Source organism: Microbacterium sp. SORGH_AS_0969 (genome assembly GCF_030818255.1).
Lineage (GTDB): Bacteria > Actinomycetota > Actinomycetes > Actinomycetales > Microbacteriaceae > Microbacterium.
This window is the reverse complement of record NZ_JAUTAG010000001.1, coordinates 2,018,167-2,042,892: the sequence shown is the minus strand read 5'-3', so window position 1 is coordinate 2,042,892 and position 24,726 is coordinate 2,018,167. Positions and strand designations below refer to the sequence as shown.

Sequence of the window (24,726 nt, the reverse complement as noted above, 5' to 3'; positions counted from 1 at the left end):
TCTCCCCCGGTGGCGCGTTCGAGGGGCTTTGCGCTCTTTGATGCTCACGACCATCCGGTCCCGAAGCGACGTGCACGAGGAGGTGCCGATGCCGATCACCCGATCCGATCGCGCGCCCGTGCGCGTGCGCCTCGCCGTCCTGCTCGCCCTGCAGTGCACCGTCGTCCTGGTCTGCGTGCTCGCGACGACCCTGGTCGCCATGTCGGTTCAGGAGCGCAGCATCCGCGCCGCGACGGAAGAACGCGTTCTCGACGTCGCGAGGAGCCTCGTCGAGCTCGACCAGGTGCAGCGTGCGGTGCTGCTCGACACCGCCGCAGCCACCGCCGACCTCCAGCCGCTCGCCGACGTCGTCGCCGCGGCATCCGGGGTCGACTATGTCGTGGTCACCGATGTCCGCGGCATCCGGCTCACCCACCCGAATCCCGCCGAACGCGGACGGACGGTGTCGACGGATGCCACCGCGGTGCTGGCCGGAGAGACGTTCCTCGGCACCGAGATAGGGACCATCGGGCCGAGCCTGCGGGCAAAGGTGCCGGTGCGTGCGGCCGACGCCGTGGTGGGCACCGCTTCGGTCGGGGTGCTGGAGTCGGAGATCTCGCGCAGCTTCGACGAAGCGGTCGGGGGGATGCTGCCCTGGGTGGTCGGCTCGATCGTGCTGGGCGTCGTGCTCAGCGGGCTGCTCACCGCGGCGCTGCGCCGACGCGTGCGACGCCTCGAAGCCGACGCCCGCGAGCTCGAGACGCAGCGGCGCATCTCCGGCGCTCTGCGCGAGCAGACGCACGAGTTCCACACGCGCCTGCACGTGATCCGCGGTCTCGTGGCCGAGGGCGAGGCCGGCGAGGCGCTGACCTACATCGGCGGGCTCGCGCCCGTGGCATCCGGTCTCCCCATCGATGATCCGGCGCTGCGGGCGCTGCTCGAGGGGCTGGCCTCGGAATTCGCGGGACTACGCGTGGACACCGCGAGCCTCGTCCCGCGCGGAAGCGTCGACGACGAGGTGCTGACGATCGTGGGAAACCTCGTGCGCAATGCCGCCGAGGCGGCCGGCGGCGACGGACACATCGACGTGCTCGTGCTCGCGGGCGACGAGCGGCTGACGATCGACGTCGCCGACGACGGGCCCGGCGTCGCGCCGGCCGACGTGGCCCGGATCTTCGACCGCGGGGTCAGCTCGAAGGCCGCCGCGGGCAGGGGCGTGGGGCTCGACCTCGTGCGCCGCATCGCGGGCGCGCGCGGAGGCTCGGTCACGGTCGGCCGGTCGGCGTCGGGTGGGGCGCGGTTCACGGTTGAGCTGCCGCACGCGGGGGTGCGGGGATGAGTCCGGATGCCGTGATCCGCACGATCATCGTCGACGACGACCCCGCGGTGGTGCGGTTGCACACCGCGTATCTCGAGGCACTGCCCGGGTTCCGCCTCGTGGGGACCGCGCGGACGGGTGCCGCGGGAGCGGCCCTCGCCGCGGGGAGCGACGTGGATCTCGTGCTGCTCGATATGAACCTCCCCGATTTCAGCGGCGTCGAAGTGCTGCACCGCCTGCGGCTCGTGCGGGAGTGGGACGTCGACGTGCTCGTGATCAGCTCCGCGCGCGACACCCTGACGATCCGCCAGGCCGCGGCCGCGCACGTCGTCGGCTACCTCGCCAAACCCTTCACCCGCGAGGCCTTCGTGAACCGGCTCGAAGAGTACCGCCGCGGGCGAGCCGAACGCCCGGCCGAGGTGCCCGTCAGCATGGGCCAGGGCGACATCGACCGGCTGGTCTCCCCGGTGACCTCTCCGGTGCGCACGGTCGTGGCATCCGAAGCCCTTCTCCCCAAGGGACTCGCGGAGTCGACCATGCACACCATCCGGGCAGCTCTCCACCCGGTGACACCGGCGAGCGCGCGTGACATCGCCGCCGCGTCGGGTGCCTCTCGCGCGACGGTGCGGCGATACCTCGACGTGCTCGTGGCCCGCGGCGAGGTCGACATCTCGCACCGCTTCGGCGCGCGCGGACGCCCCGAGGTGCTGTACCGCCTGGCCGCGCGCTGACCCGCGGCGACGGCAGGTCGAGTGTCCAAGACACGCCGCTACCGCGTGCGGAGTTGCGGCGTGTCTTGGACACTCAACGGGCGGGGCGGGGCGGGGCGGGACGCCGCGCTCAGCGCGGGCGCGGCGGAGCCGTCGTGCCGCGGGCGACGAGCCGCGTCGGCAGAAGCACGTGCGTCTCGGGGAGGTCTTCGCCCGCGAGGAGAGCGAGCACCATCCGCACGGCCTCGGCCCCGAGGCGTTTCATCGGCTGACGCACGGTCGTGAGCGCGGGCTGTGCGCGCGCGGCCTCGGGCACGTCGTCGAACCCGACCACCGAGAGGTCGTCGGGTACGCGCAGTCCACGCTCGGCCGCGACGTCGATGATCGACAGGGCCGACAGGTCGTTCGCGGCGAAGACAGCGGTCGGCGGGTCGTCGAGCGACAGCATGGCGTCGGCGGCCTCGCGCGCGACGTCCTGCTCGTACCTCCCGACGCCGACGAGGGCGGGATCGAACGGGATGCCGGCGGCCGAGAGCCCCTCCCGGTACCCGGACGCACGGGCCACGGCCGACCGTAGATCCGGGCGGCCCGCGATGAAGCCGATGCGGCGGTGACCGAGCTGGGCGAGGTAGTGCACGGCCTGCTGCGCGCCGGTGAAGCTGTCGGACTCGACCGTGGGGAGGTCGGCGCGGCCCGTGTGCGGGTCGATCGCGACGATCGGCACATCGCTCGTGACGTTGACGACCGTCGGCGTCACGATGATCGCGGCGTCGATGAGAGTTCCGCTGAGGCGGCTGAGCGATCGCCGCTCCCACCCTTCGCCCTCGCGGCGCGATCCGCTGTAGGCGAGCAGGTCGTACCCGGTGCCCGACAGCGCTCCCCCGACGCCCTTCAGGATCTCTGCCGAGAACGGCTCGATCGCGGCGACGAGCACCCCGACGACGCCCGTCTTGCGCGACCGCATGCTGCTCGCGACGAGGCTCGATTCGTAGCCGAGGGTCTTCACGGCATCCAGAACGCGGCTCACCGTCTCGGGCGAGACGCCGTACCGCCCGTTGACGGCTTTCGACACCGTGGCCACCGAGACACCGGCCGCCGCGGCGACGTCGTGGATGGTGGCGCGTCGGGTCATGGCATCCGACCCTAGCGTGGAAATCATTTTCGAAAACGTTTGACGAGCGTTCGCGACCGGGCGACACTGCTCAGACCCGGGGCGCAGCACACGCCCTGGATACGGCATCGCTGCCGACGACCACCGCGCGTCCCCGAGGACGCACCTCGACGAAGAGAAACGGGAATCACATGAACACGCGCAGAATCCTCGCCGGAGCGGCTCTCGCCGTCGCCGGCACCCTCGCGCTCGGCGGCTGCGCCGGCGGCGGCGGGGGCCAGAACGCCGACAGCTCGGTCACGCTGACGCTGTGGCACAACTCCACCACCGGCGACGGGAAGAAATACTGGGAAGACACCGCCGCGGCCTTCGAAGCGGCGAACCCCGGCGTCACCGTCGAGATTCAGGCCGTGCAGAACGAGGAGATGGACGGCAAGCTCCAGACCGCCCTCAACGCCGGAGATGCCCCCGACCTGTTCATGGCCCGCGGCGGCGGCAAGCTCGCCGACATCGTCGCGGCCGGCCAGGTCATGGACCTCACCGACAAGATCTCCGCGGATGCCAAGAGCGCGCTCGGCACCTCACTCAACGCGTTCGAGGTCGACGGCAAGAACTACGGCATGCCCGTCGCCGTGCTCCCCTCCGGCATCTTCACCGCGCAGGACCTCCTCACCGCCGCCGGGGTGACCGAGGCCCCCGCGACCATCTCCGACCTCGAGGCCGCCGACGCGAAGATCCGCGCGACGGGCGTCGCCCCGATCGCGGTCGGTGCCAAGGACGCCTGGCCCGCCGCGCACTGGTACTACAACTTCGCGCTGCGCGCGTGCTCGAAGGACGTGCTCGACGAGGCCGCCCAGAGCCGCAGCTTCGACGACCCCTGCTGGTTGCAGGCCGGCGAGAACCTCGAGTCGTTCCTGAAGACCCAGCCGTTCAACGAGGGCTTCCTCACCACCGCCGCGCAGCAGGGCGCCGGATCCTCGGCGGGCCTGCTCGCCAACCACCAGGCCGCCATGGAGCTCATGGGCGCGTGGAACCCCGGCGTGATCGCCTCGCTGACCCCCGACGAGAAGCCCCTGGCCGACCTCGGCTGGTTCCCGTTCCCCGAGGTCCCGGGCGGCAAGGGCGAGAAGGGCGCCATCATGGGCGGCGTCGACGGCTACTCGTGCTGGGTCAACGCTCCCGCGCAGTGCACCGACTTCCTGAACTTCCTCGTCAACAAGGAGAACCAGGAGAACTACGCCGCCGCGTTCCAGACCATCCCCGCTTCGAACGAGGCGACGGATGCCGTCACCACTCCCGCCCTGCAGTCGGCACTGCAGGCGTACACCGACGCCCCCTATGTGTCGGTGTGGCTCGACACGCTCTACGGCCAGAACGTCGGCAACGCGCTGAACGTCGCCGTGGTGGACCTGTTCGCCGGCAAGGGCACGCCGCAGGGCATCGTCGACGCCGTCAACGCCGCCGCCTCGCGCTGAGGAGTCCCGATATGACCACCGTGCGTCATCCGGTCGCCACCGCGTCCGACGACGTCGCCGGTCGCCGCCTGGCCGAGGAGGGTGCCCCGCGCACCCCCTCGGCCGGGCGGTCGCCCGTCCGGCGCCGCCGCGAGAACTGGCGTATCCGCGGCGAGCTCGCGATCCTCCTCGGCCCCGCCCTGGTCGTCTTCGTCTCGTTCGTCATCCTCCCGGTGGTCCTCGCCGCCTACTACGGCTTCTACAAGTGGTCGGGGTTCGGCACGCCCACCGACTTCGTCGGCATCCGCAACTACGTCACGATCCTCACCGACCCCGCCTTCCACGAGGCGCTCGGCCACAACGCGTTCATCGTCGTCGGCTCGCTCGTGCTGCAGGGGCCTCTCGCGCTCGGTCTCGCGCTGCTGCTGAACCGCAAGATGCGGGCGCAGTCGCTCATCCGCGTGCTGATCTTCGTGCCCTACGTCATCTCCGAGGTCGTCGTGGGCCTCGGGTGGGGCCTCATGCTCCAGTCGAGCGGCGCGATGAACGGGATGCTCGAGAAGATCGGCCTCGGAGCACTCCGCGCCGACTGGATCTCCGACCCGGCTCTCGCGATCTGGACGCTGCTCATCATCATCACGTGGAAGTACATCGGCTTCGCCGTGATCCTCTTCCTCGCCGGGCTCCAGGGCATCCCCGAGGAGCTCAGCGAGGCCGCCGCGATCGACGGCGCCTCGTACTGGCAGATTCAGCGGCACATCGTTCTGCCCCTGATGGGTCCGACCATCCGCATCTGGGCGTTCCTGTCGATCATCGGCTCGCTGCAGCTGTTCGACCTCGTCTGGATCATCTGGGGCCAATACGTCGCCTCGACCGCGGGCACCTCGACCATGGCCACGTACATGGTGGCCAACGGCCGCAACGCCGGCAGCTTCGGATACGGCAGCGCGGTGGCCGTGGTGATGTTCCTCATCTCGCTCGCCGTCGCCCTCATCTATCAGCGGTTCGTGCTGCGTCGCGACACGGCCGGCGCCCTCACGGGAGGCACCAAGTGACCGCCACCGCCACCCTCGTCACCCCGCGGGGCGCCAACGCGTCCCGTCGACGCCCCGCCGGGGCGAACCGCGGCTCGTCCGTGATCGTGGGATTCGTCGCCCTGCTGCTCATCGGCGTGATGCTCGCACCGGTGGTGTACATCATCCTCGGCGGCTTCCGCTCGAACGCCGAGATCACCGTCGATCCGTCCGGCTTCCCCACGCGCTGGAACTGGGAGAACTACGCGGACGTGCTGGCGAGCCCCACCTTCTGGGGTCAGGTCGGCAACTCGGCGATCGCGGCCGTCGCGACGACCCTGTTCGTCGTGGCGCTGGGCCTCATGGCCGCCTACGCCCTGTCGCGCTATCGCTTCCGCGGCCGCGGCGCGGTGTACGCCCTGTTCACCGCGGGCCTGATGTTCCCGATGACCGTGGCCATCACGCCGCTGTACATCCTCGTGCGCAACCTCGGGCTGATGAACTCGCTCGCGGGCGTCATCGTGCCGCAGATCGCGTTCGCCCTGCCGTTGACGATCATCATCCTGTCGCCGTTCCTCGCCGCGATCCCGAACGAGCTGCAAGAGGCCTCGTCGATCGACGGGCTCGGTCGCCTCGGCTTCTTCTGGCGCATGGTGCTGCCGCTCGCCGTTCCCGCGGTCGTGACGGTCGGCATCCTGGCCTTCGTCAACAGCTGGAACTCGTACATGCTGCCGCTGTTCATCCTCAACAACGAAGCCGCTTTCACGCTGCCGCTCGGGACGCAGGCCTTCGCCTCGCAGTACTCGGTCGACACCGCGCGCGTGCTCGCATTCACCTCGCTGTCGATGATCCCCGCTCTGCTGTTCTTCAGCGTGTTCGAGCGGCGCATCGTCGGTGGCCTGACCGGCGCCGTGAAGGGCTGATCCGATCATGACCATCCACCACACCGACGTCGGTGCTGCCCTCACGTCCGGCGTCTCTCCGCGCGTTCAGGCCCTCGTCGCCGAGATGACGCTCGACGAGAAGCTCGCGCAGCTCGTCGGCTACTGGGTCGACCAGGGCGACGAGGTCGTCGCGCCCCTGTCGGGCGAGAAGGTCACCTCCACCGCCTACGCGGATGCCACCGTGCACGGCCTCGGCCACCTCACTCGCGTCTACGGCACGCGGCCCGTCGACCCGATCGAGCGCGCCGAATGGCTGTGGGGCGAGCAGCGTCGTCTGAAGAACGAGACACGGCTCGGCATCCCGGCCCTGGTCCACGAGGAGTGCCTCACCGGCTTCGCCGCGTGGAAGGCCGCGACCTTCCCGACACCGCTCGCGTGGGGTGCCTCGTTCGATCCGGATGCCATCGAGCTCATGGCATCCGCGATCGGTCGCTCGATGCGCGATCTCGGCGTGCATCAGGGGCTGTCGCCCGTGCTGGATGTCGTGCGCGACCCCCGCTGGGGCCGCGTCGACGAGTGCATCGCGGAGGACCCGTACGTCGTGGGAACCATCGGTACGGCGTACGTGCGGGGCCTCCAGAGTGCGGGGGTGCACGCGACGCTGAAGCACTTCGTGGGGTACTCCGGCTCGCGGGCCGGACGCAACCACGCCCCCGTGTCGGCCGGGCCGCGCGAGCTGCAGGACGTCTTCCTCCCGCCGTTCGAGATGGCCGTGCGCGACGGAGGCGCGCGTTCGGTGATGAACGCGTACGTCGAGATCGACGGCGTACCCGTGGCATCGAGCCCCGAGCTGCTCACCGACCTGCTCCGCCGGCGCTGGGGCTTCGACGGAACGGTGGTCTCGGACTACTTCGCCGTGGAGTTCCTCCGCTCGATGCACGGCATCGCGGGCTCCCTCGGCGAAGCGGCCCAGCTCGCCCTCGAGGCGGGGATCGACGTCGAGCTGCCCGGCCCCGACGCGTATCCGCACCTCGCCGAGCGGGTGGCATCCGGAGCCCTTCCCGAAGCCGTGGTCGATCGTGCCGTCGCGCGCGTGCTCGCCGAGAAGGAGGACCTCGGACTCCTGGATGCCGACTTCGCCGACGCCCCGACCGAGATCGACCTCGACGATGCCGAGCACCGGGCGCTCGCCCGACGTCTCGCTCTCGAGAGCGCGGTGCTACTGCGCAACGACGGAGTGCTCCCCCTCACGACGCCGGGACGGATCGCGGTGATCGGGCCCAACTCCGACAGCGCGGAGGCGCTGATGGGGTGCTACTCGTTCGCGAACCACGTGCTCGCGCACCACCCCGGGGTGCCGCTCGGCTTCTCGCTGCCGACCCTGCACGAGGCGCTCGTCGAGCGGTTCGGCGAGGTGTCGTACGCGTTCGGCTGCGCCGTGGAGGGTGACGACACCTCGGGCTTCGCCGAGGCGTCCGCGGTGGCGCGGGACGCCGACGTCGCGATCGTCGTCGTCGGCGACCGCGCCGGGCTCTTCGGACGCGGAACCGTCGGCGAAGGCAACGACGCCGACTCGCTCGAGCTCCCCGGTGTGCAGCGGCAGCTCGTCGAGGCGATCGTCGCGACCGGAACCCCCGTGGTGCTCGTGCTGCTGACCGGTCGCCCGTATGCGCTGAGCTGGGCGCTCGACGGCAACGCCGGTCCCGCGGCGGTGCTGCAGGCGTTCTTCCCGGGCGAGGAGGGCGGGCCCGCACTCGCTGCGCTTCTGGCGGGGGATGCCACGCCGTCCGGGCGCCTGCCCGTCTCGCTCCCCCGCTCCGCCGGGGCGCAGCCGTACTCGTACCTGCATCCGCTGCTCGGCGGACCGTCGGGTGTGACGAGCACCGACCCGACGCCCGTGCGGCCGTTCGGGTTCGGGCTGTCGTACACGACGTTCGCGCGCGGGGAGCTGCGGGTGGACGGGGTGGGGGCGGGGTCCGGGCGCGGGGGCGCGGCATCCGCCGGGCTCCGCGCCGGTGATGCTTCGCGGAGCGCCGCGATCTCGGCATCCGGAACCTCGCCCGAGGTCCGCGCGGGCGACGCGTTCACCGTGTCGGCGCAGGTCACGAACACCGGCACCGTGCGCGGAGCCGACGTCGTGCAGGTGTACACGCACCGCACGGGCGCGAGCGTCACACGGCCCCTGGCCGCGCTCGTCGCGTATGCACGGGTCGAGCTCGATCCCGGCGAGAGCGCCGAGATCCGGTTCACGGTGCCCGCGTCACGCCTGGCGTACAGCGATCGCGCGATGCGCCGTGTGGTCGAGCCGGGCGAGATCGAGCTGCGGCTGGGGTCGTCGTGCGCCGAGGTCGACGAGGCGGTGCGTCTGCGCGTCACCGGCCCGACCTACGAGCTCGGTCCCGACGACGCCCGCGTGGTCGAGGTGGTGGTGCGCCGGGGCTGATGCCGCACATGTGGGAGGGCGGCGCGGGAGGTGCCGCCCTCCTCATCGCGGCGCTCCTCGCTGTCTGAACACCGTCCGCAGGCGTCAGGGGTGGCGAGGCAGAATGAGCGGCGCGATCTGCGCACGCACAGCCGGTCAGGCGGCAGAGCGAGGAGTTCGGGGCGACGGCGGGAGAGGCTCGCCGTGCACACTTGAGACGGACCGTCCGGTCGAGCCCCCTGAGCGGGAGACGATGACGTACTGTCCCGATCTGGAGGTCTTCACCGTCTGCTCACCCGAATCGCGCTGGGCTTTGACCCGGCGCGTTTTTTCGCGGAGCCGGCGGACGAGGTCACGAGTCTCATCACTAGTGGACGTCATCTCTCACCTCCTTCTGCTCCCCCATCGGGGGTTCCAGTATCCAACTTGTCGAGGACGTCGGCAACGGCGTCGGCGATGTCGGTGTCTTCCGGGCTGGCCCAAGGGTGGCCCACCAGCCCGATCATGCTCACCAGACCGACGTTTCGATGTCGCGGGTCGAGTGCTCTCTCGGTTGCCCACGTAAATCGGGCCCACCACTGCGCTCTTTGATCCGCGACTTCTCGTTGCAGGCGGTCATCCTCGGCCGCGATGTCACGTTGCCTCCGGTCAGCGGCGGCATTCAGAGTCGATCGATGACTGGTGTACCACGCAGCGCCGAACGCGATGGCCGCCGCGGCGAGTGCCGCGACCCCACCGAACCCCGCGGACGTCACGAAGTCTCGCCAAAACCCCTCGTCGAGGACGAACGGGGGAAACAGACGCCCTCCGATTGCACCGACGGCGAGGAATACGAGAGCGCCGACGCCGAGCAGCGCAGCTTTACGGACATCGAATCTGGAACTCGAAGACGCGGGGGGCGCCTCCACCACGATCGGCTCATCATTCTGAATCATGTTGTTCATCCGTTTTCGTGTCACCGCGACGCGATGTCCCGGGCTCACAACGAAAGTACCGGCGGCACGGCAAACACGATCCGCTGTCCACAGCCTCCCCGGAGCTCGATGGACGCGAGTCGCCTCGTCGACTTCCGCGCGTGAGCTCGCAACGGCGTTAGCGTTGATGCACCACGCTGACGCCGCGGAAGGACCCGATGACGCTGCACGAGGAGACCCCCGCCCGGACCGAGACCGTCGTCGGCAACCCGGCATCCCGGATCCACCCCGACCACGACGACGCCCGGGCCGATCCGTGGTCGATCGACCTCGAGCGGATCCAGTTCTCGCCCTACTTCTCGCGGCTGTCAGCCGTGACGCAGGTCGTCTCGCCGTCCATCGGGGCCGCGCCCGTGCACAACCGGCTCACGCACACCCTCAAGGTGAGCGCGATCGCGCGGGTCGTCGCGCTGCAGCTCAACACGCGCGCACGCCAAGCGGGCGAGGGCGACGTCTGCAACGCCACCGTCGTCGAGGCCGCCGCCTACGCGCACGACCTCGGCCATCCCCCCTTCGGCCACCTGGGCGAGTCGACGCTCGATCGCCTCGCGCGCGACGAGCTCGGTCTTCCCGACGGCTTCGAGGGCAACGCGCAGACCTACCGCATCCTCACCGCCCTCGACGTGGTCGAGAACGCCCCGCGCGGCCTGAATCTCACCGCGGCCGTGCGCGCCGCCTCGGCGAAGTACCCGTGGGCGCCGTCGGTCGAAGCCCGTGACATCGAACGGATCGGCCCGCCCCGTGGCATCCGCCGCTCTTCCGACGGCGCGTATCGCGTGCACAAGTACTCGGCGTACGACCTCGACCTCGACGACCTCGACGAAGCCCGGCAGGGGGTGGATGCCGAGCCCCTCCGCCAGAGCATCGAGGGTGCCGTGATGGACCTTGCCGACGACATCGCGTACTCGGTGCACGACGTCGACGACTTCTACCGCGCGGGGATCCTCGATCACGCGCCGATCGCGGCGGAGTTCCGCGGCTGGCTCGACGACGTGCTCGAGTGGCGCTCGCGCGACGACGCGGAGGTGCGCGCCGAGCTCGCGCCGGGCGCGGGACTGGAGCGCCTGCGCCGAAAGATGCGCCGCGACGACCCGTGGATCGCCGACGACGAGGCCTTCCTCGCCGCCGTCAGCGATGTGGATGCCGAGATGGTCACCGACCTGCTCGCCCGCCCGTTCGACGGCTCGTTGACGGCCGAGCGCCGGCTCGCCGCCTTCACCGACCGGTGGATCCGTCGGTTCCAGGAGTCCGCGCGCCTGCGCCCGCTCGACACCCCGCGCGCCGGACCCGTGGTGCTCTCGCCGTGGGCCTGGCACCACGTCGAGGTGCTGAAGTTCGTGCACAAGCGCTTCGTGCTCAGCCGCCCCGACCTGGCGATCCAGCAGCGCGGCATGAGCCGCATCCTCGCCCGGTCGGTGCGCGCCCTCGGTGAGTGGCTCGACGACGACCTCGACCGCGCCCGCACCCCGCGGCGCCTCCGCGAACTCATCGCGCTGGCCCGGGAGCAGTACGCGGCGCTGCCGGCGGAACGTCGACCGTCGGATGCCGAAGCCGAGACGCTCGCGCGCTCTCGCGGAATCGTCGACTACGTGGCATCCCTCACCGATTCGCAGGCGTTCGCGCTGTCCGAGGCGATCTCGGGGCGGGCTGATCGGTTGTGGTCGCTGGGGCAGCGGCTGTGAGCATGACCTCTGACGAAGAGCCCGAGGCGATGTCGCTGATCCAGCAGCGGATGCGACTCGATCGCGCACGGACAGCGGCGATCTGCACGCTGGTCGGCGCCGTGTTCCTGACGGCGGGCAGCGTGTGGACCCTCGTTTCCGAGGGGGCCGACGCCCCGTGGTGGCGCTGGGGATTCGCGATCACATTCGTCGTCCTCGGGGTGTTCGCCGTGGTTCGAGTGATCGGCGCGGTGCGTCGCCTCCGGCGCTTCACCACCGAGCACGGCCCCGACGCCGGACGTCAGAATCCCGTCGGTCGGCCCTGAGTTCGCCCCGGGGTGCGCGGCGCCTGTCCTCGGCATCCATGTCCCGACACGGTGCGGGCCGAACACCCTTTCGCGGCTGCGGCGGCCCGCGGGCGCCGGCGGGCGTACCGTCAGGCGGAGTTCAGGGGCGACACGCCCTGACGCCGCTCGCCGTAGCGGCGTGTCGGGGCCGAACTCCGCCCGACGGCACGGCTACCGCCCGCGGCCAGCCCCGAACACAGACGTGCGCCGGGCACAGAAATGCCCCGGACCCGTGGCAGCCCACCGCCACTACGAGTCCGCGGCACGCGCCCCGAGAGAGCGAGACGCGCGAGTGCCGCACCGCCCCCGGATCATCGAAGGAACCGGGGACGGCGGGGTCTTACAAGCCCTGGGCCAGGCGGTAGTACGCCTGGTTCCAGCGCAGCTCGCTCTGGAAACCGCGGACCGTCGTGTCCTCGTCGATGACGACGAGTTCGGTCTTGGCGATCTCGGCGAAGTCGCGGAACACCTCGATACCCACGGCCGTCGTCATGACGGTGTGGTGCGCGGCACCGGCGGCGAGCCAGCAGCCGGCCGAGGTCGCGAAGTCCGGGGCCGGCTTCCACACGGCGCGGCCGACGGGGAGCTTCGGCAGGTCGGGGGCGTCGACGTTCTCGACGACGTTCGCCACGAGGCGGAAGCGGTCGCGCATGTCGCTCATCGCGACCACGAGCGCGGGGCCGGGGTCGGCGGTGAAGACCAGGCGCACCGGGTCGTCCTTGCCGCCGATGCCGAGCTCGTGGATCTCAAGGCGCGGCTTCTTCGTCGTGAGCGAGGGCGAGACCTCGAGCATGTGCGCGCCGAGGATGCGCTCGGAGCCGGGGACGAGGTCGTAGGTGTAGTCCTCCATGAGCGAGGCGCCGCCGGGGAGGCCCGCGCCCATCACGTTTGCGACGCGCACGAGGATCGCCGTCTTCCAGTCGCCCTCGGCGCCGAAGCCGTAGCCCTCGGCCATGAGGCGCTGGACCGCGAGACCGGGGAGCTGCTTCAGGGCACCGAGGTCTTCGAACGACGTGGTGAAGGCACCGAAGCCGCCCTCTTCGAGGAACGAGCGCAGGCCCAGCTCGATCGCCGCGCCGTCGCGGAGCGACTGGTGACGCGCGCCGCCGGGGAGCAGTTCGTCGACGACGTCGTAGCTGTCGACGTACTCCTGCACGAGCGCGTCGATGTCGGCATCCGACGCCTTCTCGACGGCCTCGACGAGCTCGTTGACGCCCCACGTGTTGACCTGCACGCCGAAACGCAGCTCGGCCTCGGTCTTGTCGCCCTCGGTGACCGCGACGAAGCGCATGTTGTCGCCGAAGCGCGCGAGCTTGAGGGTGCGGGCGGCAGTCCAGCCGGCAGCGGCGCGCTCCCAGTCCTCAATCTGCTGGCGCACGGCCGGGTTCGACACGTGACCGACGACGGTCTTGCGCGAGACTCCGAGGCGCGTCTGGATGTACCCGAACTCGCGGTCGCCGTGCGCGGCCTGGTTGAGGTTCATGAAGTCGAAGTCGATGTCGTTCCAGGGCAGCTCGACGTTGGCCTGCGTGTGCAGGTGGAGGAGCGGCTTCTGCAGGGCGTCGAGGCCGGAGATCCACATCTTCGCGGGGCTGAAGGTGTGCATCCACGCGATCACGCCGATGACGTCGTCGCGGCCGTTGATCTCGAGCGCCATGCGGCGGATGCTGTCGGAGTCCTTCAGCACGGGCTTCCAGACGACCTTCACCGGGAGGCCGTTCAGCCCCTCGACGACGGCCTGCGACTGCTCGGCGACCTGCTTCAGGGTCTCTTCGCCGTAGAGGTTCTGGCTGCCGGTGACGAACCAGACCTCGTAGCCGTCGAGGTCGTTCTTGAGCTTCGTGCGGGTCATTGCTGTTCCTTTTCGCGTGTTCAGAGGGATGCCACGGCGGCGGCCTCGACGGCGAGGCCCGCGCGGTAACGGTCGAGGTAGGCCGAGAATCCGGCGACGTCCGTCGGGTCGGGGTCGGCGGTGGTGATGGGTGCGTCGGCGAAGACGACCTCGGCCAGGTAGGTATCGAGGTCGCGGCCCGCGCCGTCGGCGACGTACGCCGCGAGCACGGCCATGCCCCACGCGCCGCCCTCGGACGCCGTCTCGGCGACCGCGACGGGAGCGTCGAGCGCCGCCGCGAGGAAGCGCTGCGCGACCCCCGCGGTGCGGAACATGCCGCCGTGGGCATACATCTTGTCGAGGCCGACGCCCTCGGCGTGCAGCACCGCCATGCCGAGCGCGAGCGTCCCGAAGACGCCGTACAGCTGCGCGCGCATGAAGTTCGGCAAGGTCAGGCGGCTGTCAGGCGAGCGGACGACGAGGGGGCGTCCTTCGTCGAGACCCGCGATGGGCTCTCCGGCGAGGTGGTTGTAGGCCAGCAGCCCACCGGCGTCGGGCTCACCCTCGAGCGCGGCGGAGAAGAGCACCGCGTAGGTGGCATCCGGAGTCTGCGGCACGCCGGCCGCGGCCGAGAAGGCGGTGAACATGTTCGCCCACGCCGCCAGCTCGCTCGCGCCGTTGTTGCAGTGCACCATCGCGACCGCGTCGCCCGAAGGAGTCGTGACGAGGTCGAGCTCGTGATGCACCTCGGTGAGCGGGCGCTCCAGCACGACCATCGCGAAGATGCTGGTGCCCGCGCTGACGTTGCCGGTACGCGGAGCGACGGCGCCCGTGGCGACCATGCCGGTGCCGGCATCTCCCTCGGGAGGAGCGAACGGGATGCCAGGGCGCAGGGTTCCGGTCGGGTCGAGGAGCGCGGCGCCCTCTTCCGTCAATTCCCCGGCAGCCGCACCGGCGACGAGCACCTCGGGCAGCAGGTCCGTCAGCGCCGGCACGCGGCCGGCGGCGAGGCCGTCGTAGCGGGCGACCAGCTCGGCGTCGTAGTCACGCGTGGCGGAGTCGATCGGGAACATGCCCGAGGCATCCCCCACACCGAGCACCTTCTCGCCCGTGAGCTTCCAGTGGACGTACCCGGCGAGCGTGGTGAGGAAGCGGATCTCGGGCACGTGCGGTTCGGCATCGACGACCGCCTGGTGCAGGTGCGCGATCGACCACCGGAGCGGGATGTTCACACCCAGCAGCTCGGTGAGCTCGCTGGCTGCGACACCGGTGTTCGTGTTGCGCCACGTGCGGAAGGGCGCGAGCATCTCGCCGTCGGCGTCGAACGCGAGGTAGCCGTGCATCATCGCCGACACGCCCATCGCGGCGTACCGCTCGGGAGTGACGCCGTACTGCTGCTGCACGTTCTGCACCAGCTCGGCGTAGGCAGCCCGGAGGCCCGACCACACGGCATCCAGAGAGTAGGTCCAGAGCTTGTCGGCGTAGACGTTTTCCCACTCGTGGGAACCGGTCGCGAGCACCTCGGCGTCGGGGCCGATGAGGCACGCCTTGATGCGGGTCGAGCCGAGCTCGATGCCCAGCGAGGCGCGGCCCTGCTCGATGAGGGCGGTGAGTTCGGCGTTCATCGGCGGTCGTCCGTGCTCTGTCCGTAGACGTTCTGGTAGCGGTTGTAGAGGGCGTCGATCTTGTCCTGCGGGATCGGGATGAGGGGCCCGGCCTCGCGCGCGATGTGCACGGTGCGGGCGACGTCTTCTAGCATGACGGCGGCCTTCACGGCATCCTTCGCCGTCGCCCCGATCGTGAACGGGCCGTGGTTCTGCATGATCACGCCGCGCGAGCGGTGGCCGCGCAGGGTCTCGACGATGCCGCGGCCGATCGAGTCGTCGCCGATGATCGCGAACGGGCCGACGGGGATGGGGCCGCCGAACTCGTCGGCCATGGCCGTGATGACGCAGGGGATCTCCTCGCCCCGGGCCGCCCAGGCGACACCGTAGGTCGAGTGCGTGTGCACGACCCCGCCGACCTCGGCCATGTTGCGGTACACGTACGCGTGCGCGGCGGTGTCGCTGGAGGGACTGCGCTCGGAGCCCGGGGTGCCGGGGATCGCATTGCCGTCGAGGTCGCAGAGGATCATGTTCTCGGGCGCCAGGTCGTCGTACGAAACGCCCGAAGGCTTGATGACGAACAGGTCGGCGCCGGGCACGCGACCCGAGACGTTGCCGCCGGTCCAGACGATGAGGTTGTAGCGCACGAGCTCGGCGTGCAGCTTCGCGACGTCGGCGCGGACGGCGTCGATCGCCTCCTGCACCTCGGGGGCGAACGGGGCGGCAGCGGACACGCGGGTCTCCTTCGACTCTCTCGGTGGCGGGTTCCCGAGTCATGTTACCGGTAACATCGCGGGATGGCGAGAGGCGGATGCCACTGCCCGCGGTCGCGCGCGTGCCGGGCTCCGGAGATTTCGAGCGGGCGGGCCGACGGACGTGCGGCTTTCCGCGGGGCACGTCGGCGAACGGTGCCGAATCTCCGGAGTTTCGCACGGGATGCGCCGACCCGGGGTGCCGCGCACACCCGCACAACTCCTGCAGAACAGACCCCGGGATGCCACCTCCCCGACGGCTGAGCCGGATCGCCGGACTTGTGCCCGCCGCCGACCCGGCGGCAGCCGCGGGGCAGCAGCGCGGGGCCGCCGCCGACGCGGCACCCTCGCGGGGCGTCAGCGCGGCGCGGCGGTCGACGCGCGCGGCACCAGCACCGGCTGCGCGGGAGCCGTCGGCTCGTCGCCCAACACCCGCGCCACCGCCTCCGCCGCCTCGCCCTCGACGTCGAGGCGCACCGTGGTGAGCGCGGGCGTGTAGAAGGCGGCATCCGGGTTGTCGTCGAAGCCGGCGACCGAGACGTCGGCCGGAACCGTGATCCCACGGGCGGCGAGCCCCGCCATGAGCCCGAGTGCCATCTGGTCGTTGGCGACCGCCACCGCGGTGGCACCGCGGCGCACGTGCGCGGCCACCGCGTCGGCGACGGCCGCACCGGAGCCGGCACTCCAGTCCCCCTCGACGCGCCCCTCCCGCGCGAGCCCGCGCCGGGCCAAGGCATCGGCGACACCCGCCGTGCGCGCCAGGGCTTCGCGCCAGTCCGGCGGGCCGGCGACCTCGACGATGCGGCGATGTCCGAGGTCCGCGAGATGATCCACGACGAGGGCGGCCGCGTCGCGCTGGCGAATCCCCGACTCGCCGTACAACGGCACGAGCGGCACGTCGTACCCCTCGAGAGGAGTTGCTCCGTGAGCCGCGACGAGCACGATCCCGTCGACCCCCTGGTCGAGCAGGTGGCGCACGGCGGCGTCGATGTCGGCGGGGTCGTCCGAGTCGGTGTACGCGGTCGAGATCCACCGGCCCCGCGCCCGCGCCGCCCGCTCGAGAGCGGCGATACCGGCCGACGGTCCATGCAGAACGGCATCGGATGCCACGACGCCGACGGTCCGGGTGAGACTCGTGCCGAGCGCCCGCGCGGCGTTGTTCACGCGGTAATCCAGCGCCGCGACGGCGGTGAGCACGCGCTCGCGCGTGGCATCTCGAATGCCCGGATAGTCGTTCAACACGCGAGAGACGGTCTGCGGCGAGACCCCGGCTGCCTCGGCGACCTCGCGCATCCCGATGCGCTTGCCTCCGCCGTCGCCGCTCATGGTCCCTCACAGTAGCGGCGCGCAACCCCCTCGGTCGTCCGCGGGTCTTCGTTGTGCTCTGGGGGCATGACCGAGCCGACCGGCATCCCGCCGTTGCACCACTCCCCCGTCGCGCGCACGCTCGGGGGTCTGCTCGCGAGCGGCTTCGTCCTGCTGCAAGGGCTCCGCCCACCGCGCCCCATCCACAGCCGCGGAGTCGTGCTCCGCGGTGAGATGCGCTGGATTCCGGATGCCGAGTCCGCCGGCGTCACCTTCATCGACGACGCACCGCCGGGGCCGGTGCCGGTCATCGCGCGGGTGTCGCGGTCGCTCGGGCTGCCCGCGCCGTTGCCCGACATCATCGGGCTCGCGGTGCGGGTGGATCTCGCGGAGTGGGATCGGGGGACGGCGGGGACTCTGCGCGGGGAAGCCCCCGGACGGCAACCGGGCGCTGCCTCGCCGATGAACGACAAGACGGGCCCGGCCTCGCCCGTCGCCGATGTCGAACTCGCGTCCGCGGGGTGGAACGTCCCCGCGCGCTTCGCGCTCCGGCCCCACCGCCGCGCCGAACACGCGCGCCTGGGATCGCTCCTGCCGTTCCAGGGCGCGCGGGGCGCCGTTCTGCTCGTCGCGCGCACCGCGTCGGGGCGACCGCCCGCGACGGATCCGCGTGAGCTCGACGGGGCGGACGACACGCCGTGGGTCCTCACGCTCGGGCACGCCACGCCGGCGGGCCCATGGCATCCGTTCGCTCGACTCGTCCTGCGCCTCGACCCCGACCAGGACGACCACGGCCTGCGGTTCGACGCCGTGCGACGCCCGATCCCGGGCGCGCGGTGGCCCGCGTGGGTGCGGGCGGCACGGCAACCGTCGTACGCGAGGGTGCAGCCGCTTGATGCCGAGATCCGAACGCCGACGAGTCAGCCCGCGGCGGCCGGGACGTAACGCGGCACACCCTCGATCTCCCCTTCGCGCGCCCAGGTCATCCCCTCGGCCTCGACGAGGTCGGCGGCAACATCGACCTCGATCTCACGGTGGAAGGTCGGGGCGTCCAGACGGATCAACGGCATGGCGCGACGCTACGGATCGAGGCGCGACGCGACCAGCCCGTTGACGCGACGGATCACTCCTGCGCGCGCAGTGCCGCCACCACGTCGTAACGCTCGCGGATCTCGGGCCGGTGATCGGCGTCGACCGCGCGGGTCGTCGCCACGGTCCAGTCGACCGGGCCGCCGGCGAGAACCCCCGCCGCCTGCCGTGCCGCGCCGAGCGCGACGTACTCACCGGCCGCGGGCACGACGATCTCGGCGTCGAACACCTGCGCCGCGATCCGCGCGACGCCCTCGTTGGCGGCGGCACCGCCGATGAGCAGCACGCGACGGACCTCGACGCCCTGCGCCTGGATCGCCTCGAGCCCCACGGCCAAGCCGCTGAGCATGCCTTCGATCGCCGCCCGGGCAAGGTTCGCCCGGTTCGTGGATGCCAGGGTCAGGCCCGTCAGCGACGCCTGCGCGTGCGGAAGGTTGGGGGTGCGCTCCCCCTCGAACCACGGCACGAGCACGACGCCACCGGCACCGGGCTCGGCCTCGAGCGCGAGGGCCCCGAGCTCGTCGTGCGAGACGCCGAGCAGCCGGGCGAAGGCGTCGAGCACGCGCGCGGCGTTTAGCGTGGCGACCAGCGGCAGGAACTTCCCCGTCGCATCGGCGAACCCGGCGACCGTGCCGGTGGTGTCACGGGTGGGCGCGTCGGCGACGGCGAAGACGGTGCCCGAAGTCCCGAGCGAGACGACGACATCGCCCACTCCTGCACCGAGGCCGAGTGCGGCGCCTGCATTGTCCCCGGCCCCCGGGCCGACGAGCGCACCACCGTCGAGCGTGCCCGCGCTCTCCCACGGACCGAGCACGCGCGGCAGCACCGCCTCGTGGCCCAGCGCGCGGGTGAAGAGATCGAGGTCGTACCCGTCCGCCCCCCAGTACGCGGTGCCCGAGGCGTCGGACCGGTCGGTGACCAGCTCTTCGAGCACGGCGTTGCCGGGGCCGAAGCCGCGCAGACGCCACGTCAGCCAGTCGTGCGGCAGCGCGACCGCGGCCGCGCGTTCGGCGTTCTCGGGCTCGGCGTCGCGCAGCCAGCGCAGCTTCGTCCCGGTGAACGATGCGACCGGCACCGCCCCGGTGCGTTCGGCGTACTCGGCCGCACCGACCTCGTCGATGAGGTCACGCGCCGCCTGCGCCGAGCGGGTGTCGTTCCACAGCAGCGCGTCGCGGATGACCGCGCCGCCCGCGTCGAGCACGACCATGCCGTGCTGCTGACCCGCGATCGAGACCGCCGCGACGTCGTCGAGGCCGCCGGCCTGGCCGATGGCATCCTGCAACGCGACCCACCACGCCTCGGGATCGACCGACGTCCCCGCGGGATGCGACGCACGCCCCTCACGCACCACGCGCCCGGTCTCGGCGTCGACGACGACGACCTTGCACGACTGCGTCGACGAATCGACTCCCATGACGAGCGCCATGCTCACTCCCTCTGTTCGCGCCGCACCGGTGCGGCATCCCGTTCAGTGTCCAAGACACGCCGTTTCACGCGGGGGCGATGCGGCGTGTCTTGGACACTCGACGGAAAGAAGGGCCCGGATGCCGTGGCATCCGGGCCCCACGCGGATCAGCGCGCGCCGAGCAGGTGCTCGGTGGCGAGCTGCTGCAGGCGGACGAAGCCGAAGCCCTTGCCGCCGAGGTACACGTCGGTGTCGAAGTCCTCGTACGCCGAGCGGTCGGCCAGCAGATCGTCGTACGACTCGCCCTCATTGAGCGTCGGCTGCGCGAGCTCGAGCACCTTGGCGGCCTCGAGGGCCTCCTGCACCTCGGGGTCGGCGCGGAAGGCCGCGGCGCGCTCCTTCAGCAGCAGGTAGGTGTTCATGTTGGCCGAGACCGAGTCCCAGACGCCCGTCTCGTCCTCGGTGCGCGAGGGCTTGTAGTCGAAGTGGCGCGGGCCGTCGTACGCGGGAACGCCGCCGGGGCCGCCGTTCTCGAGCAGGTCGACGAGAGCGAAGGCGTTGTGCAGGTCGCCGTGACCGAAGACGAGGTCCTGGTCGTACTTGATGCCGCGCTGACCGTTGAGGTCGATGTGGTAGAGCTTGCCGTGGTAGAGCGCCTGGGCAATGCCGGCGGCGAAGTTCAGGCCCGCCATCTGCTCGTGGCCGACCTCGGGGTTGAGGCCCACGAGCTCGGGGCGCTCGAGCGAGTCGATGAACGCCAGCGCGTGGCCGAGGGTCGGCAGCAGGATGTCTCCGCGCGGCTCGTTCGGCTTGGGCTCGATCGCGAAGCGGATGTCGTAGCCCTTGTCGGTGACGTAGTCGCCGAGCAGGTTCACGGCCTCGCGGTAGCGCTCGAGCGCCTGGCGGATGTCCTTCGCGGAGTCGTACTCGGCGCCCTCGCGGCCGCCCCACATGACGAACGTCTTGGCGCCGAGCTCGGCGGCGAGGTCGAGGTTGCGCAGCACCTTGCGGAGCGCGAAGCGGCGCACCTGGCGATCGTTCGACGTGAAGCCGCCGTCCTTGAAGACGGGGGCCGAGAAGAGGTTGGTCGTCACCATCGGCACGATCACGCCGGTGTCGGCGAGAGCGCCCTTCAGGCGATCGATCTGCGTCTGGCGCTCGGCATCCGTGGATCCGAAGGCGAACAGGTCGTCGTCGTGGAACGTCAGTCCGTAGGCGCCGAGCTCGGACAGCTTCTCGACCGCGTGCACGACGTCGAGCGCCGGGCGAGTCGGGCCACCGAACGGGTCGGCACCGTTGTAACCGATCGTCCAGAGTCCGAACGAGAACTTGTCATCGCGGGTGGGGGTGGGCATTCCTGCTCCTTCGCATGGAGACGCACGAGTGCGCGGTGACGCACGGCGGGTTTGTTGGTGCTCACAACATATACCCCGGATGCCACGGCGTCCAGCCCCGAAGGCCCACCTCGGCATATACTGACTTATATATCGAGAGGAGCCACCCATGGCAGTCACCAGCGTCGATCTCGATCCACGACTTCTCGAACGCGCGCGTCTCGTAACCGGCGAGCCGTCCAACCGCGCGGTGCTCGACCTCGCCCTGCGTCGGCTCATCGCGTCGAAGCAGAAAGACGCGATGATCGCCGGAATCGCCGGGCTCACCGACCTCGAAGCCGAACTGGATTCCCCCGTCACCACTCCGACCCCGTGACGGACTACCTGGTCGACAACTCGGTCTGGGCACGCTTGGCTTCGGGCGACCCCGCCATTCGAACGCGGCTCGACAGGATCGCCCGGTCTCCGTCGGACCTCTTCGTCACGTGCCCTCCCCAGGTGGTGGAGTTCTGCCACAGCGCCCGGTCACCGGAGGAGCACGCACACTACCTCGAGCAGATATCGCTGGGTTTTCCCCTGGAGCGCGCTCCCGACGAGTCACTCGCCGTCGGCATCCAATCCGCTCTCTGGAACGCCGGACTCGTGCGCGTTGCGGGTGCGGTGGACATCCTGATCGCCGCGTACGCGATCGCCAACGACGCGACCATTCTCAGCGCCGACCACGACTTCGACCACATCGCCGCCGTGAGCGACCTCGCGCACGAATTCGTCGCTCCGACACTCTGACGCGCCCGCCTCAGCGCCCGAGCGCCGCGTCCACGACCGCGAACACCGCCGGATCCCACGTCAGCGCACGCTCCCACGGCAGACCGAAGCCCTCGGCGAGGAAGATGCTGTGCACGTGATCGGGGAACGAATGCCGCTCGACCTCGGGGAGCACCGCGGCCGGCACCTCGTCGGCCCGACCGCTCGTGAGCGAGACGAGTCCGTCGTGCGGCCAGAGCTGCACCGGCTCGGTCGCCGCCGAGAAGTACCCCGCGCCGATCGCGGTCACCGGGATGCCGTCGAGCACTCCCGCCTGGCGATCGTTCCAGCCCCGCAGGAATCGACGTGACACCTCGGCCGCGGCGCCCTCGGAGTTCGCGTCGGCGTAGGGGCGGGCCTCGGCGAAGATCTGCAGCGTCGCCGGGTCGCCGTGCGCGTCGGCCTCGGTGATCTCATCGTCGAGCAGGTCGCCGAGGACCGAACCGTCCCACGGGGTGCCGAGCGTCACGAGACGCTCGACCCGCGGGCCGTCGCCGGCGAGCTCGCGGATCGCGGCGCGCGAGAACAGCCCGCCCATCGAGTGCCCGACGAGGTCGACGCTGCCCACACCCTCCGTGGCGGCGAGATGACGAAGGAACCCGGCGAGTGCCACGCCCGCGTCGTCGACGCGACCGACCGCGTTGATCGTCACCTCGGCGGGCAGCACGACCGGCACGTCGGCGAAGCCCTGCCACCCAGCATCCTCCCGCACCTCCCCCGCCCCGATCCGCGCCGGCGCGGTGAAGACGCGGATGCCACGGTCGAGGAGGTGCGCGCGGAGCGCGGTCATCGTGTTGCCCGCCGCCAGACCCGACGCCGCCGCGTGCTCGGTGTCGGTGTACGGGGTGACGGCGGCACCGCCGGAGACGAGGACGACGGCATCGGTCATGGCGCTCAGATTACCGACCCGCGCATCCACGTTGAGTGTCCAGAACACGCCGCAACGCTTCGCCCCGTTACGGCGTGTCTTGGACAGTCACCGATGTCGCGCGGCGCAGCGCAGCGCGGGTGCGCAGCGCGACGCGGCGGGCGCGGGTGGCGCGGGGGGCGCGCGTGGCGCAGCGCGTCAGTTCGGCAGCGCGTCCTCGATCGCGGCGATGACCTCGGGGGCGTCCGGCAGCGTGCGCGGGCTGAAACGAGTCACGCGACCGTCGGGCGCGACGACGAACTTCTCGAAGTTCCACGAGATGCGGCCCTTCTTGCCCTCGGCATCCGGGGTCTGCGTGAGCTCCTGGTAGAGCGGGTGCGCGTGGCGCCCGTTGACCTTGACCTTCTCCGACATCGGGAAGGTCACACCCCACGTCGCCGAGCAGTACTCCGCGATCTTCTCTTCGTCGCTCAGCTCCTGCAGGAACTGGTTGCTCGGGAAGCCGATGACCGTGAACCCGCGGTCCGCGTACTTCTTGTGCAGCGCCTCGAGCGCCTCGTACTGCGGCGCGAGACCGCACCGCGAAGCGACGTTGACGACGAGCGCCGCCTTGCCGTCGGTGAGGCCACCGAAGGTCGTCTGCTCGCCGCGGATGGTCGTGATCGGGATGCCGGAGAGGTCCATACATCGATCCTGGCACCGCCCGCTTTGCCCGGGGTGGGAATGCGGCCACGACTTCGCCGCCCATAAACGCGATCGGCGCACAGAAACACGCTGTGCTCGCGTTTCTGTGCGCGGATCGCGTTTATGCGGGTGGGGTGGGTGCTGCGCGGGGCGGGAGCGCGCCTGACCGACACCCACGACCGGGGCGCGACGCCCGCAACCGGGGCGCGACGCCCGCAACCGGGGCGCGTCGCCCGCAACCGGGGCGCGTCGCCCGCGGACAGGCGCGGGATGCCACCACCCCGGCGGCGACGCCCACCGCGCCGCCGCCGGGGTGGCATCCGTTCAGCGGCTGGAGTAGCCGCCGTCGATGGGGAGCGAGACGCCCGAGATCATGGCGGCGCCGTCGCTGAGAAGGAAGACGATCGGGGCGGCGATGTCGTCTTCGGTCGCCCACTTGTGCAGCGGCATCGCCTCGAGGAAGGGGCCCTCGATGTCGGGGCGCCCCCAGTACCAGGCCGACATCGGCGTCATGACGACGGTCGGGTTGACGCTGTTGACGCGGATGCCGTAGCCGCCCAGTTCGAGGGCCGAGACGCGCGTGATGTTGTCGAGCGCGGCTTTCGACGAGCCGTACGAGATGTGCCCGGTGAGGGCGACGAGGCTGGCCTGGCTCGAGACGTTGACGATCGCGCCGCCCTTGCCGACGCGGATCATCTCGCGCGACGCGTACTTGGTCACCAACAGCGAACCGCGCGCGTTGATGCTCATGACCTTGTCGAAGACATCGATGTCGGTCTCCATGGGGGTGGCGATCTCGCCGCCCCACCCACCGCAGTTCACGACGCCGTAGATGTCGCGGCCCTCGATGGCCGTGCGGATCTCGTCCTCGGACTCGAGGTCGAACACGACGGGCTCGGCGCCGGTCTCGGCGGCGATCGCGGCGACGCTGTCGGCCGTGCGGCCGGCCGCGAGCACGGTGGCGCCCGCCGCGACGAGGTGGCGCACGGTCGCGCCGCCGATACCGCCACCGGCGCCGGTGACGAGGATGGTGCGGTCGGTGAGTTCGGTCATGGGAGGGCTCTTTCGCGGGTCCTGGAGGCAAGGACGACGGCGGTGTCGTCGCGGCCCATGATAACCACAGAATCACGCGGATGACTTCGGTGTCATGACGAATTGATCACGGGTGTTGACACCG

23 protein-coding genes are annotated in these 24,726 nt (G+C 71.0%); 11 read left to right on the top strand and 12 right to left on the bottom strand.

The window, feature by feature from the left end; translation table 11 throughout:
• Nucleotides 1–88 precede the first annotated feature (88 nt).
• Both QE388_RS09410 and QE388_RS09405 read left to right on the top strand, forming a co-directional pair.
• Nucleotides 89–1,318 carry an ATP-binding protein gene (locus QE388_RS09410; protein ID WP_307384951.1) on the top strand — a complete coding sequence of 410 codons (1,230 nt, stop codon included), beginning with the start codon at nucleotides 89–91 and terminating at the stop codon, nucleotides 1,316–1,318.
• On the top strand, nucleotides 1,315–2,028 hold the full coding sequence (locus tag QE388_RS09405) for a response regulator (protein WP_275797848.1): 714 nt from the start codon (nucleotides 1,315–1,317) through the stop codon (nucleotides 2,026–2,028). The genes QE388_RS09410 and QE388_RS09405 overlap by 4 nt, the downstream gene beginning before the upstream one ends.
• A gap of 109 nt (nucleotides 2,029–2,137) precedes the next feature.
• On the opposite strand, the gene QE388_RS09400 is transcribed toward QE388_RS09405, so the two are convergent.
• The gene (locus QE388_RS09400) at nucleotides 2,138–3,139 is read right to left on the bottom strand and encodes a LacI family DNA-binding transcriptional regulator (protein ID WP_307384950.1); all 1,002 of its coding nucleotides are present in this window, start codon (nucleotides 3,137–3,139) and stop codon (nucleotides 2,138–2,140) included.
• A gap of 170 nt (nucleotides 3,140–3,309) precedes the next feature.
• Between QE388_RS09400 and QE388_RS09395 the strand changes: the two genes are divergently transcribed.
• From QE388_RS09395 to QE388_RS09380, 4 genes are read left to right on the top strand one after another with little or no spacing between them, the layout of a single operon-like run.
• On the top strand, nucleotides 3,310–4,593 hold the full coding sequence (locus QE388_RS09395; protein WP_307384949.1) for an extracellular solute-binding protein: 1,284 nt from the start codon (nucleotides 3,310–3,312) through the stop codon (nucleotides 4,591–4,593).
• 11 nt (nucleotides 4,594–4,604) lie between these two features.
• The gene (locus QE388_RS09390) at nucleotides 4,605–5,627 is read left to right on the top strand and encodes a carbohydrate ABC transporter permease (protein ID WP_307384948.1); all 1,023 of its coding nucleotides are present in this window, start codon (nucleotides 4,605–4,607) and stop codon (nucleotides 5,625–5,627) included.
• The gene (locus QE388_RS09385; RefSeq protein WP_307384947.1) at nucleotides 5,624–6,508 is read left to right on the top strand and encodes a carbohydrate ABC transporter permease; all 885 of its coding nucleotides are present in this window, start codon (nucleotides 5,624–5,626) and stop codon (nucleotides 6,506–6,508) included. Before QE388_RS09390 ends, QE388_RS09385 begins: the two co-directional genes overlap by 4 nt.
• A 7-nt stretch (nucleotides 6,509–6,515) precedes the next feature.
• Nucleotides 6,516–8,912, top strand: a complete 2,397-nt coding sequence (locus QE388_RS09380; protein WP_307384946.1) for a glycoside hydrolase family 3 N-terminal domain-containing protein — start codon at nucleotides 6,516–6,518, stop codon at nucleotides 8,910–8,912.
• 356 nt (nucleotides 8,913–9,268) lie between these two features.
• Here the strand turns inward: QE388_RS09380 and QE388_RS09375 are convergent, their stop codons facing one another.
• The gene (locus QE388_RS09375) at nucleotides 9,269–9,826 is read right to left on the bottom strand and encodes a hypothetical protein (RefSeq protein WP_307384945.1); all 558 of its coding nucleotides are present in this window, start codon (nucleotides 9,824–9,826) and stop codon (nucleotides 9,269–9,271) included.
• Between the two features lie 197 nt (nucleotides 9,827–10,023).
• Here QE388_RS09375 and QE388_RS09370 point away from each other — a divergent pair, with 197 nt between their 5' ends.
• Together QE388_RS09370 and QE388_RS09365 are read left to right on the top strand one after the other, a co-directional pair.
• Nucleotides 10,024–11,547, top strand: coding sequence for a deoxyguanosinetriphosphate triphosphohydrolase family protein (locus QE388_RS09370; RefSeq protein ID WP_307384944.1), 1,524 nt, complete (start codon nucleotides 10,024–10,026; stop codon nucleotides 11,545–11,547).
• 2 nt (nucleotides 11,548–11,549) lie between these two features.
• Complete coding sequence (locus QE388_RS09365; protein WP_307384943.1) at nucleotides 11,550–11,852, top strand: hypothetical protein; 303 nt, start codon at nucleotides 11,550–11,552, stop codon at nucleotides 11,850–11,852.
• Nucleotides 11,853–12,213: 361 nt separating this feature from the next.
• Here QE388_RS09365 and araA read toward each other — a convergent pair whose 3' ends face one another.
• From araA to QE388_RS09345, 4 genes are all read right to left on the bottom strand, one after another.
• On the bottom strand, nucleotides 12,214–13,725 hold the full coding sequence (gene araA, locus QE388_RS09360; RefSeq protein WP_307384942.1) for an L-arabinose isomerase: 1,512 nt from the start codon (nucleotides 13,723–13,725) through the stop codon (nucleotides 12,214–12,216).
• Nucleotides 13,726–13,745: 20 nt separating this feature from the next.
• Nucleotides 13,746–15,329: a xylulokinase gene (locus QE388_RS09355; RefSeq protein ID WP_307384941.1), complete on the bottom strand. Its 1,584-nt coding sequence runs from the start codon at nucleotides 15,327–15,329 to the stop codon at nucleotides 13,746–13,748.
• Nucleotides 15,326–16,042, bottom strand: coding sequence for an L-ribulose-5-phosphate 4-epimerase (locus QE388_RS09350; protein ID WP_307384939.1), 717 nt, complete (start codon nucleotides 16,040–16,042; stop codon nucleotides 15,326–15,328). Before QE388_RS09350 ends, QE388_RS09355 begins: the two co-directional genes overlap by 4 nt.
• 375 nt (nucleotides 16,043–16,417) lie before the next feature.
• Nucleotides 16,418–17,386 carry a LacI family DNA-binding transcriptional regulator gene (locus QE388_RS09345; RefSeq protein ID WP_307384938.1) on the bottom strand — a complete coding sequence of 323 codons (969 nt, stop codon included), beginning with the start codon at nucleotides 17,384–17,386 and terminating at the stop codon, nucleotides 16,418–16,420.
• A gap of 66 nt (nucleotides 17,387–17,452) precedes the next feature.
• Here QE388_RS09345 and QE388_RS09340 point away from each other — a divergent pair, with 66 nt between their 5' ends.
• Nucleotides 17,453–18,310, top strand: coding sequence for a hypothetical protein (locus QE388_RS09340; protein WP_307384937.1), 858 nt, complete (start codon nucleotides 17,453–17,455; stop codon nucleotides 18,308–18,310).
• On the opposite strand, the gene QE388_RS09335 is transcribed toward QE388_RS09340, so the two are convergent.
• From QE388_RS09335 to xylA, 3 genes are all read right to left on the bottom strand, one after another.
• Nucleotides 18,286–18,435, bottom strand: a complete 150-nt coding sequence (locus tag QE388_RS09335) for a hypothetical protein (RefSeq protein WP_307384936.1) — start codon at nucleotides 18,433–18,435, stop codon at nucleotides 18,286–18,288. The two genes, QE388_RS09340 and QE388_RS09335, sit on opposite strands and share 25 nt — an antisense overlap.
• 53 nt (nucleotides 18,436–18,488) lie before the next feature.
• Nucleotides 18,489–19,880 carry a xylulokinase gene (gene xylB, locus QE388_RS09330; protein WP_307384935.1) on the bottom strand — a complete coding sequence of 464 codons (1,392 nt, stop codon included), beginning with the start codon at nucleotides 19,878–19,880 and terminating at the stop codon, nucleotides 18,489–18,491.
• A 146-nt stretch (nucleotides 19,881–20,026) separates the two neighbouring features.
• A complete protein-coding gene (xylA, locus tag QE388_RS09325) occupies nucleotides 20,027–21,214 on the bottom strand; it encodes a xylose isomerase (protein ID WP_307384934.1) in 1,188 nt (395 codons plus the stop codon).
• Nucleotides 21,215–21,362: 148 nt separating this feature from the next.
• Here xylA and QE388_RS09320 point away from each other — a divergent pair, with 148 nt between their 5' ends.
• A complete protein-coding gene (locus QE388_RS09320) occupies nucleotides 21,363–21,569 on the top strand; it encodes a type II toxin-antitoxin system VapB family antitoxin (protein ID WP_275798299.1) in 207 nt (68 codons plus the stop codon).
• The gene (locus QE388_RS09315; RefSeq protein ID WP_307384933.1) at nucleotides 21,566–21,979 is read left to right on the top strand and encodes a PIN domain-containing protein; all 414 of its coding nucleotides are present in this window, start codon (nucleotides 21,566–21,568) and stop codon (nucleotides 21,977–21,979) included. Before QE388_RS09320 ends, QE388_RS09315 begins: the two co-directional genes overlap by 4 nt.
• A 10-nt stretch (nucleotides 21,980–21,989) precedes the next feature.
• Here the strand turns inward: QE388_RS09315 and QE388_RS09310 are convergent, their stop codons facing one another.
• The 3 genes from QE388_RS09310 to QE388_RS09300 form a co-directional block, all read right to left on the bottom strand.
• Nucleotides 21,990–22,886: a triacylglycerol lipase gene (locus tag QE388_RS09310; RefSeq protein ID WP_307384932.1), complete on the bottom strand. Its 897-nt coding sequence runs from the start codon at nucleotides 22,884–22,886 to the stop codon at nucleotides 21,990–21,992.
• Nucleotides 22,887–23,063: 177 nt separating this feature from the next.
• A complete protein-coding gene (locus tag QE388_RS09305; RefSeq protein WP_058597352.1) occupies nucleotides 23,064–23,549 on the bottom strand; it encodes a glutathione peroxidase in 486 nt (161 codons plus the stop codon).
• Nucleotides 23,550–23,873: 324 nt separating this feature from the next.
• On the bottom strand, nucleotides 23,874–24,602 hold the full coding sequence (locus QE388_RS09300; RefSeq protein ID WP_275800412.1) for an SDR family oxidoreductase: 729 nt from the start codon (nucleotides 24,600–24,602) through the stop codon (nucleotides 23,874–23,876).
• Nucleotides 24,603–24,726 lie beyond the last annotated feature (124 nt).

Bases quoted from the DNA above. Each gene is read 5' to 3' on its own strand.
- QE388_RS09410 (WP_307384951.1), top strand. From the start codon at position 89: ATGCCGATCACCCGATCCGATCGCGCGCCCGTGCGCGTGCGCCTCGCC.
- QE388_RS09405 (WP_275797848.1), top strand. From the start codon at position 1,315: ATGAGTCCGGATGCCGTGATCCGCACGATCATCGTCGACGACGACCCC.
- QE388_RS09400 (WP_307384950.1), bottom strand. From the start codon at position 3,139: ATGACCCGACGCGCCACCATCCACGACGTCGCCGCGGCGGCCGGTGTC.
- QE388_RS09395 (WP_307384949.1), top strand. From the start codon at position 3,310: ATGAACACGCGCAGAATCCTCGCCGGAGCGGCTCTCGCCGTCGCCGGC.
- QE388_RS09390 (WP_307384948.1), top strand. From the start codon at position 4,605: ATGACCACCGTGCGTCATCCGGTCGCCACCGCGTCCGACGACGTCGCC.
- QE388_RS09380 (WP_307384946.1), top strand. From the start codon at position 6,516: ATGACCATCCACCACACCGACGTCGGTGCTGCCCTCACGTCCGGCGTC.
- QE388_RS09375 (WP_307384945.1), bottom strand. From the start codon at position 9,826: ATGATTCAGAATGATGAGCCGATCGTGGTGGAGGCGCCCCCCGCGTCT.
- QE388_RS09370 (WP_307384944.1), top strand. From the start codon at position 10,024: ATGACGCTGCACGAGGAGACCCCCGCCCGGACCGAGACCGTCGTCGGC.
- QE388_RS09365 (WP_307384943.1), top strand. From the start codon at position 11,550: ATGACCTCTGACGAAGAGCCCGAGGCGATGTCGCTGATCCAGCAGCGG.
- araA (WP_307384942.1), bottom strand. From the start codon at position 13,725: ATGACCCGCACGAAGCTCAAGAACGACCTCGACGGCTACGAGGTCTGG.
- QE388_RS09355 (WP_307384941.1), bottom strand. From the start codon at position 15,329: ATGAACGCCGAACTCACCGCCCTCATCGAGCAGGGCCGCGCCTCGCTG.
- QE388_RS09345 (WP_307384938.1), bottom strand. From the start codon at position 17,386: ATGAGCGGCGACGGCGGAGGCAAGCGCATCGGGATGCGCGAGGTCGCC.
- QE388_RS09340 (WP_307384937.1), top strand. From the start codon at position 17,453: ATGACCGAGCCGACCGGCATCCCGCCGTTGCACCACTCCCCCGTCGCG.
- QE388_RS09335 (WP_307384936.1), bottom strand. From the start codon at position 18,435: ATGCCGTTGATCCGTCTGGACGCCCCGACCTTCCACCGTGAGATCGAG.
- xylB (WP_307384935.1), bottom strand. From the start codon at position 19,880: ATGGCGCTCGTCATGGGAGTCGATTCGTCGACGCAGTCGTGCAAGGTC.
- xylA (WP_307384934.1), bottom strand. From the start codon at position 21,214: ATGCCCACCCCCACCCGCGATGACAAGTTCTCGTTCGGACTCTGGACG.
- QE388_RS09320 (WP_275798299.1), top strand. From the start codon at position 21,363: ATGGCAGTCACCAGCGTCGATCTCGATCCACGACTTCTCGAACGCGCG.
- QE388_RS09310 (WP_307384932.1), bottom strand. From the start codon at position 22,886: ATGACCGATGCCGTCGTCCTCGTCTCCGGCGGTGCCGCCGTCACCCCG.
- QE388_RS09305 (WP_058597352.1), bottom strand. From the start codon at position 23,549: ATGGACCTCTCCGGCATCCCGATCACGACCATCCGCGGCGAGCAGACG.
- QE388_RS09300 (WP_275800412.1), bottom strand. From the start codon at position 24,602: ATGACCGAACTCACCGACCGCACCATCCTCGTCACCGGCGCCGGTGGC.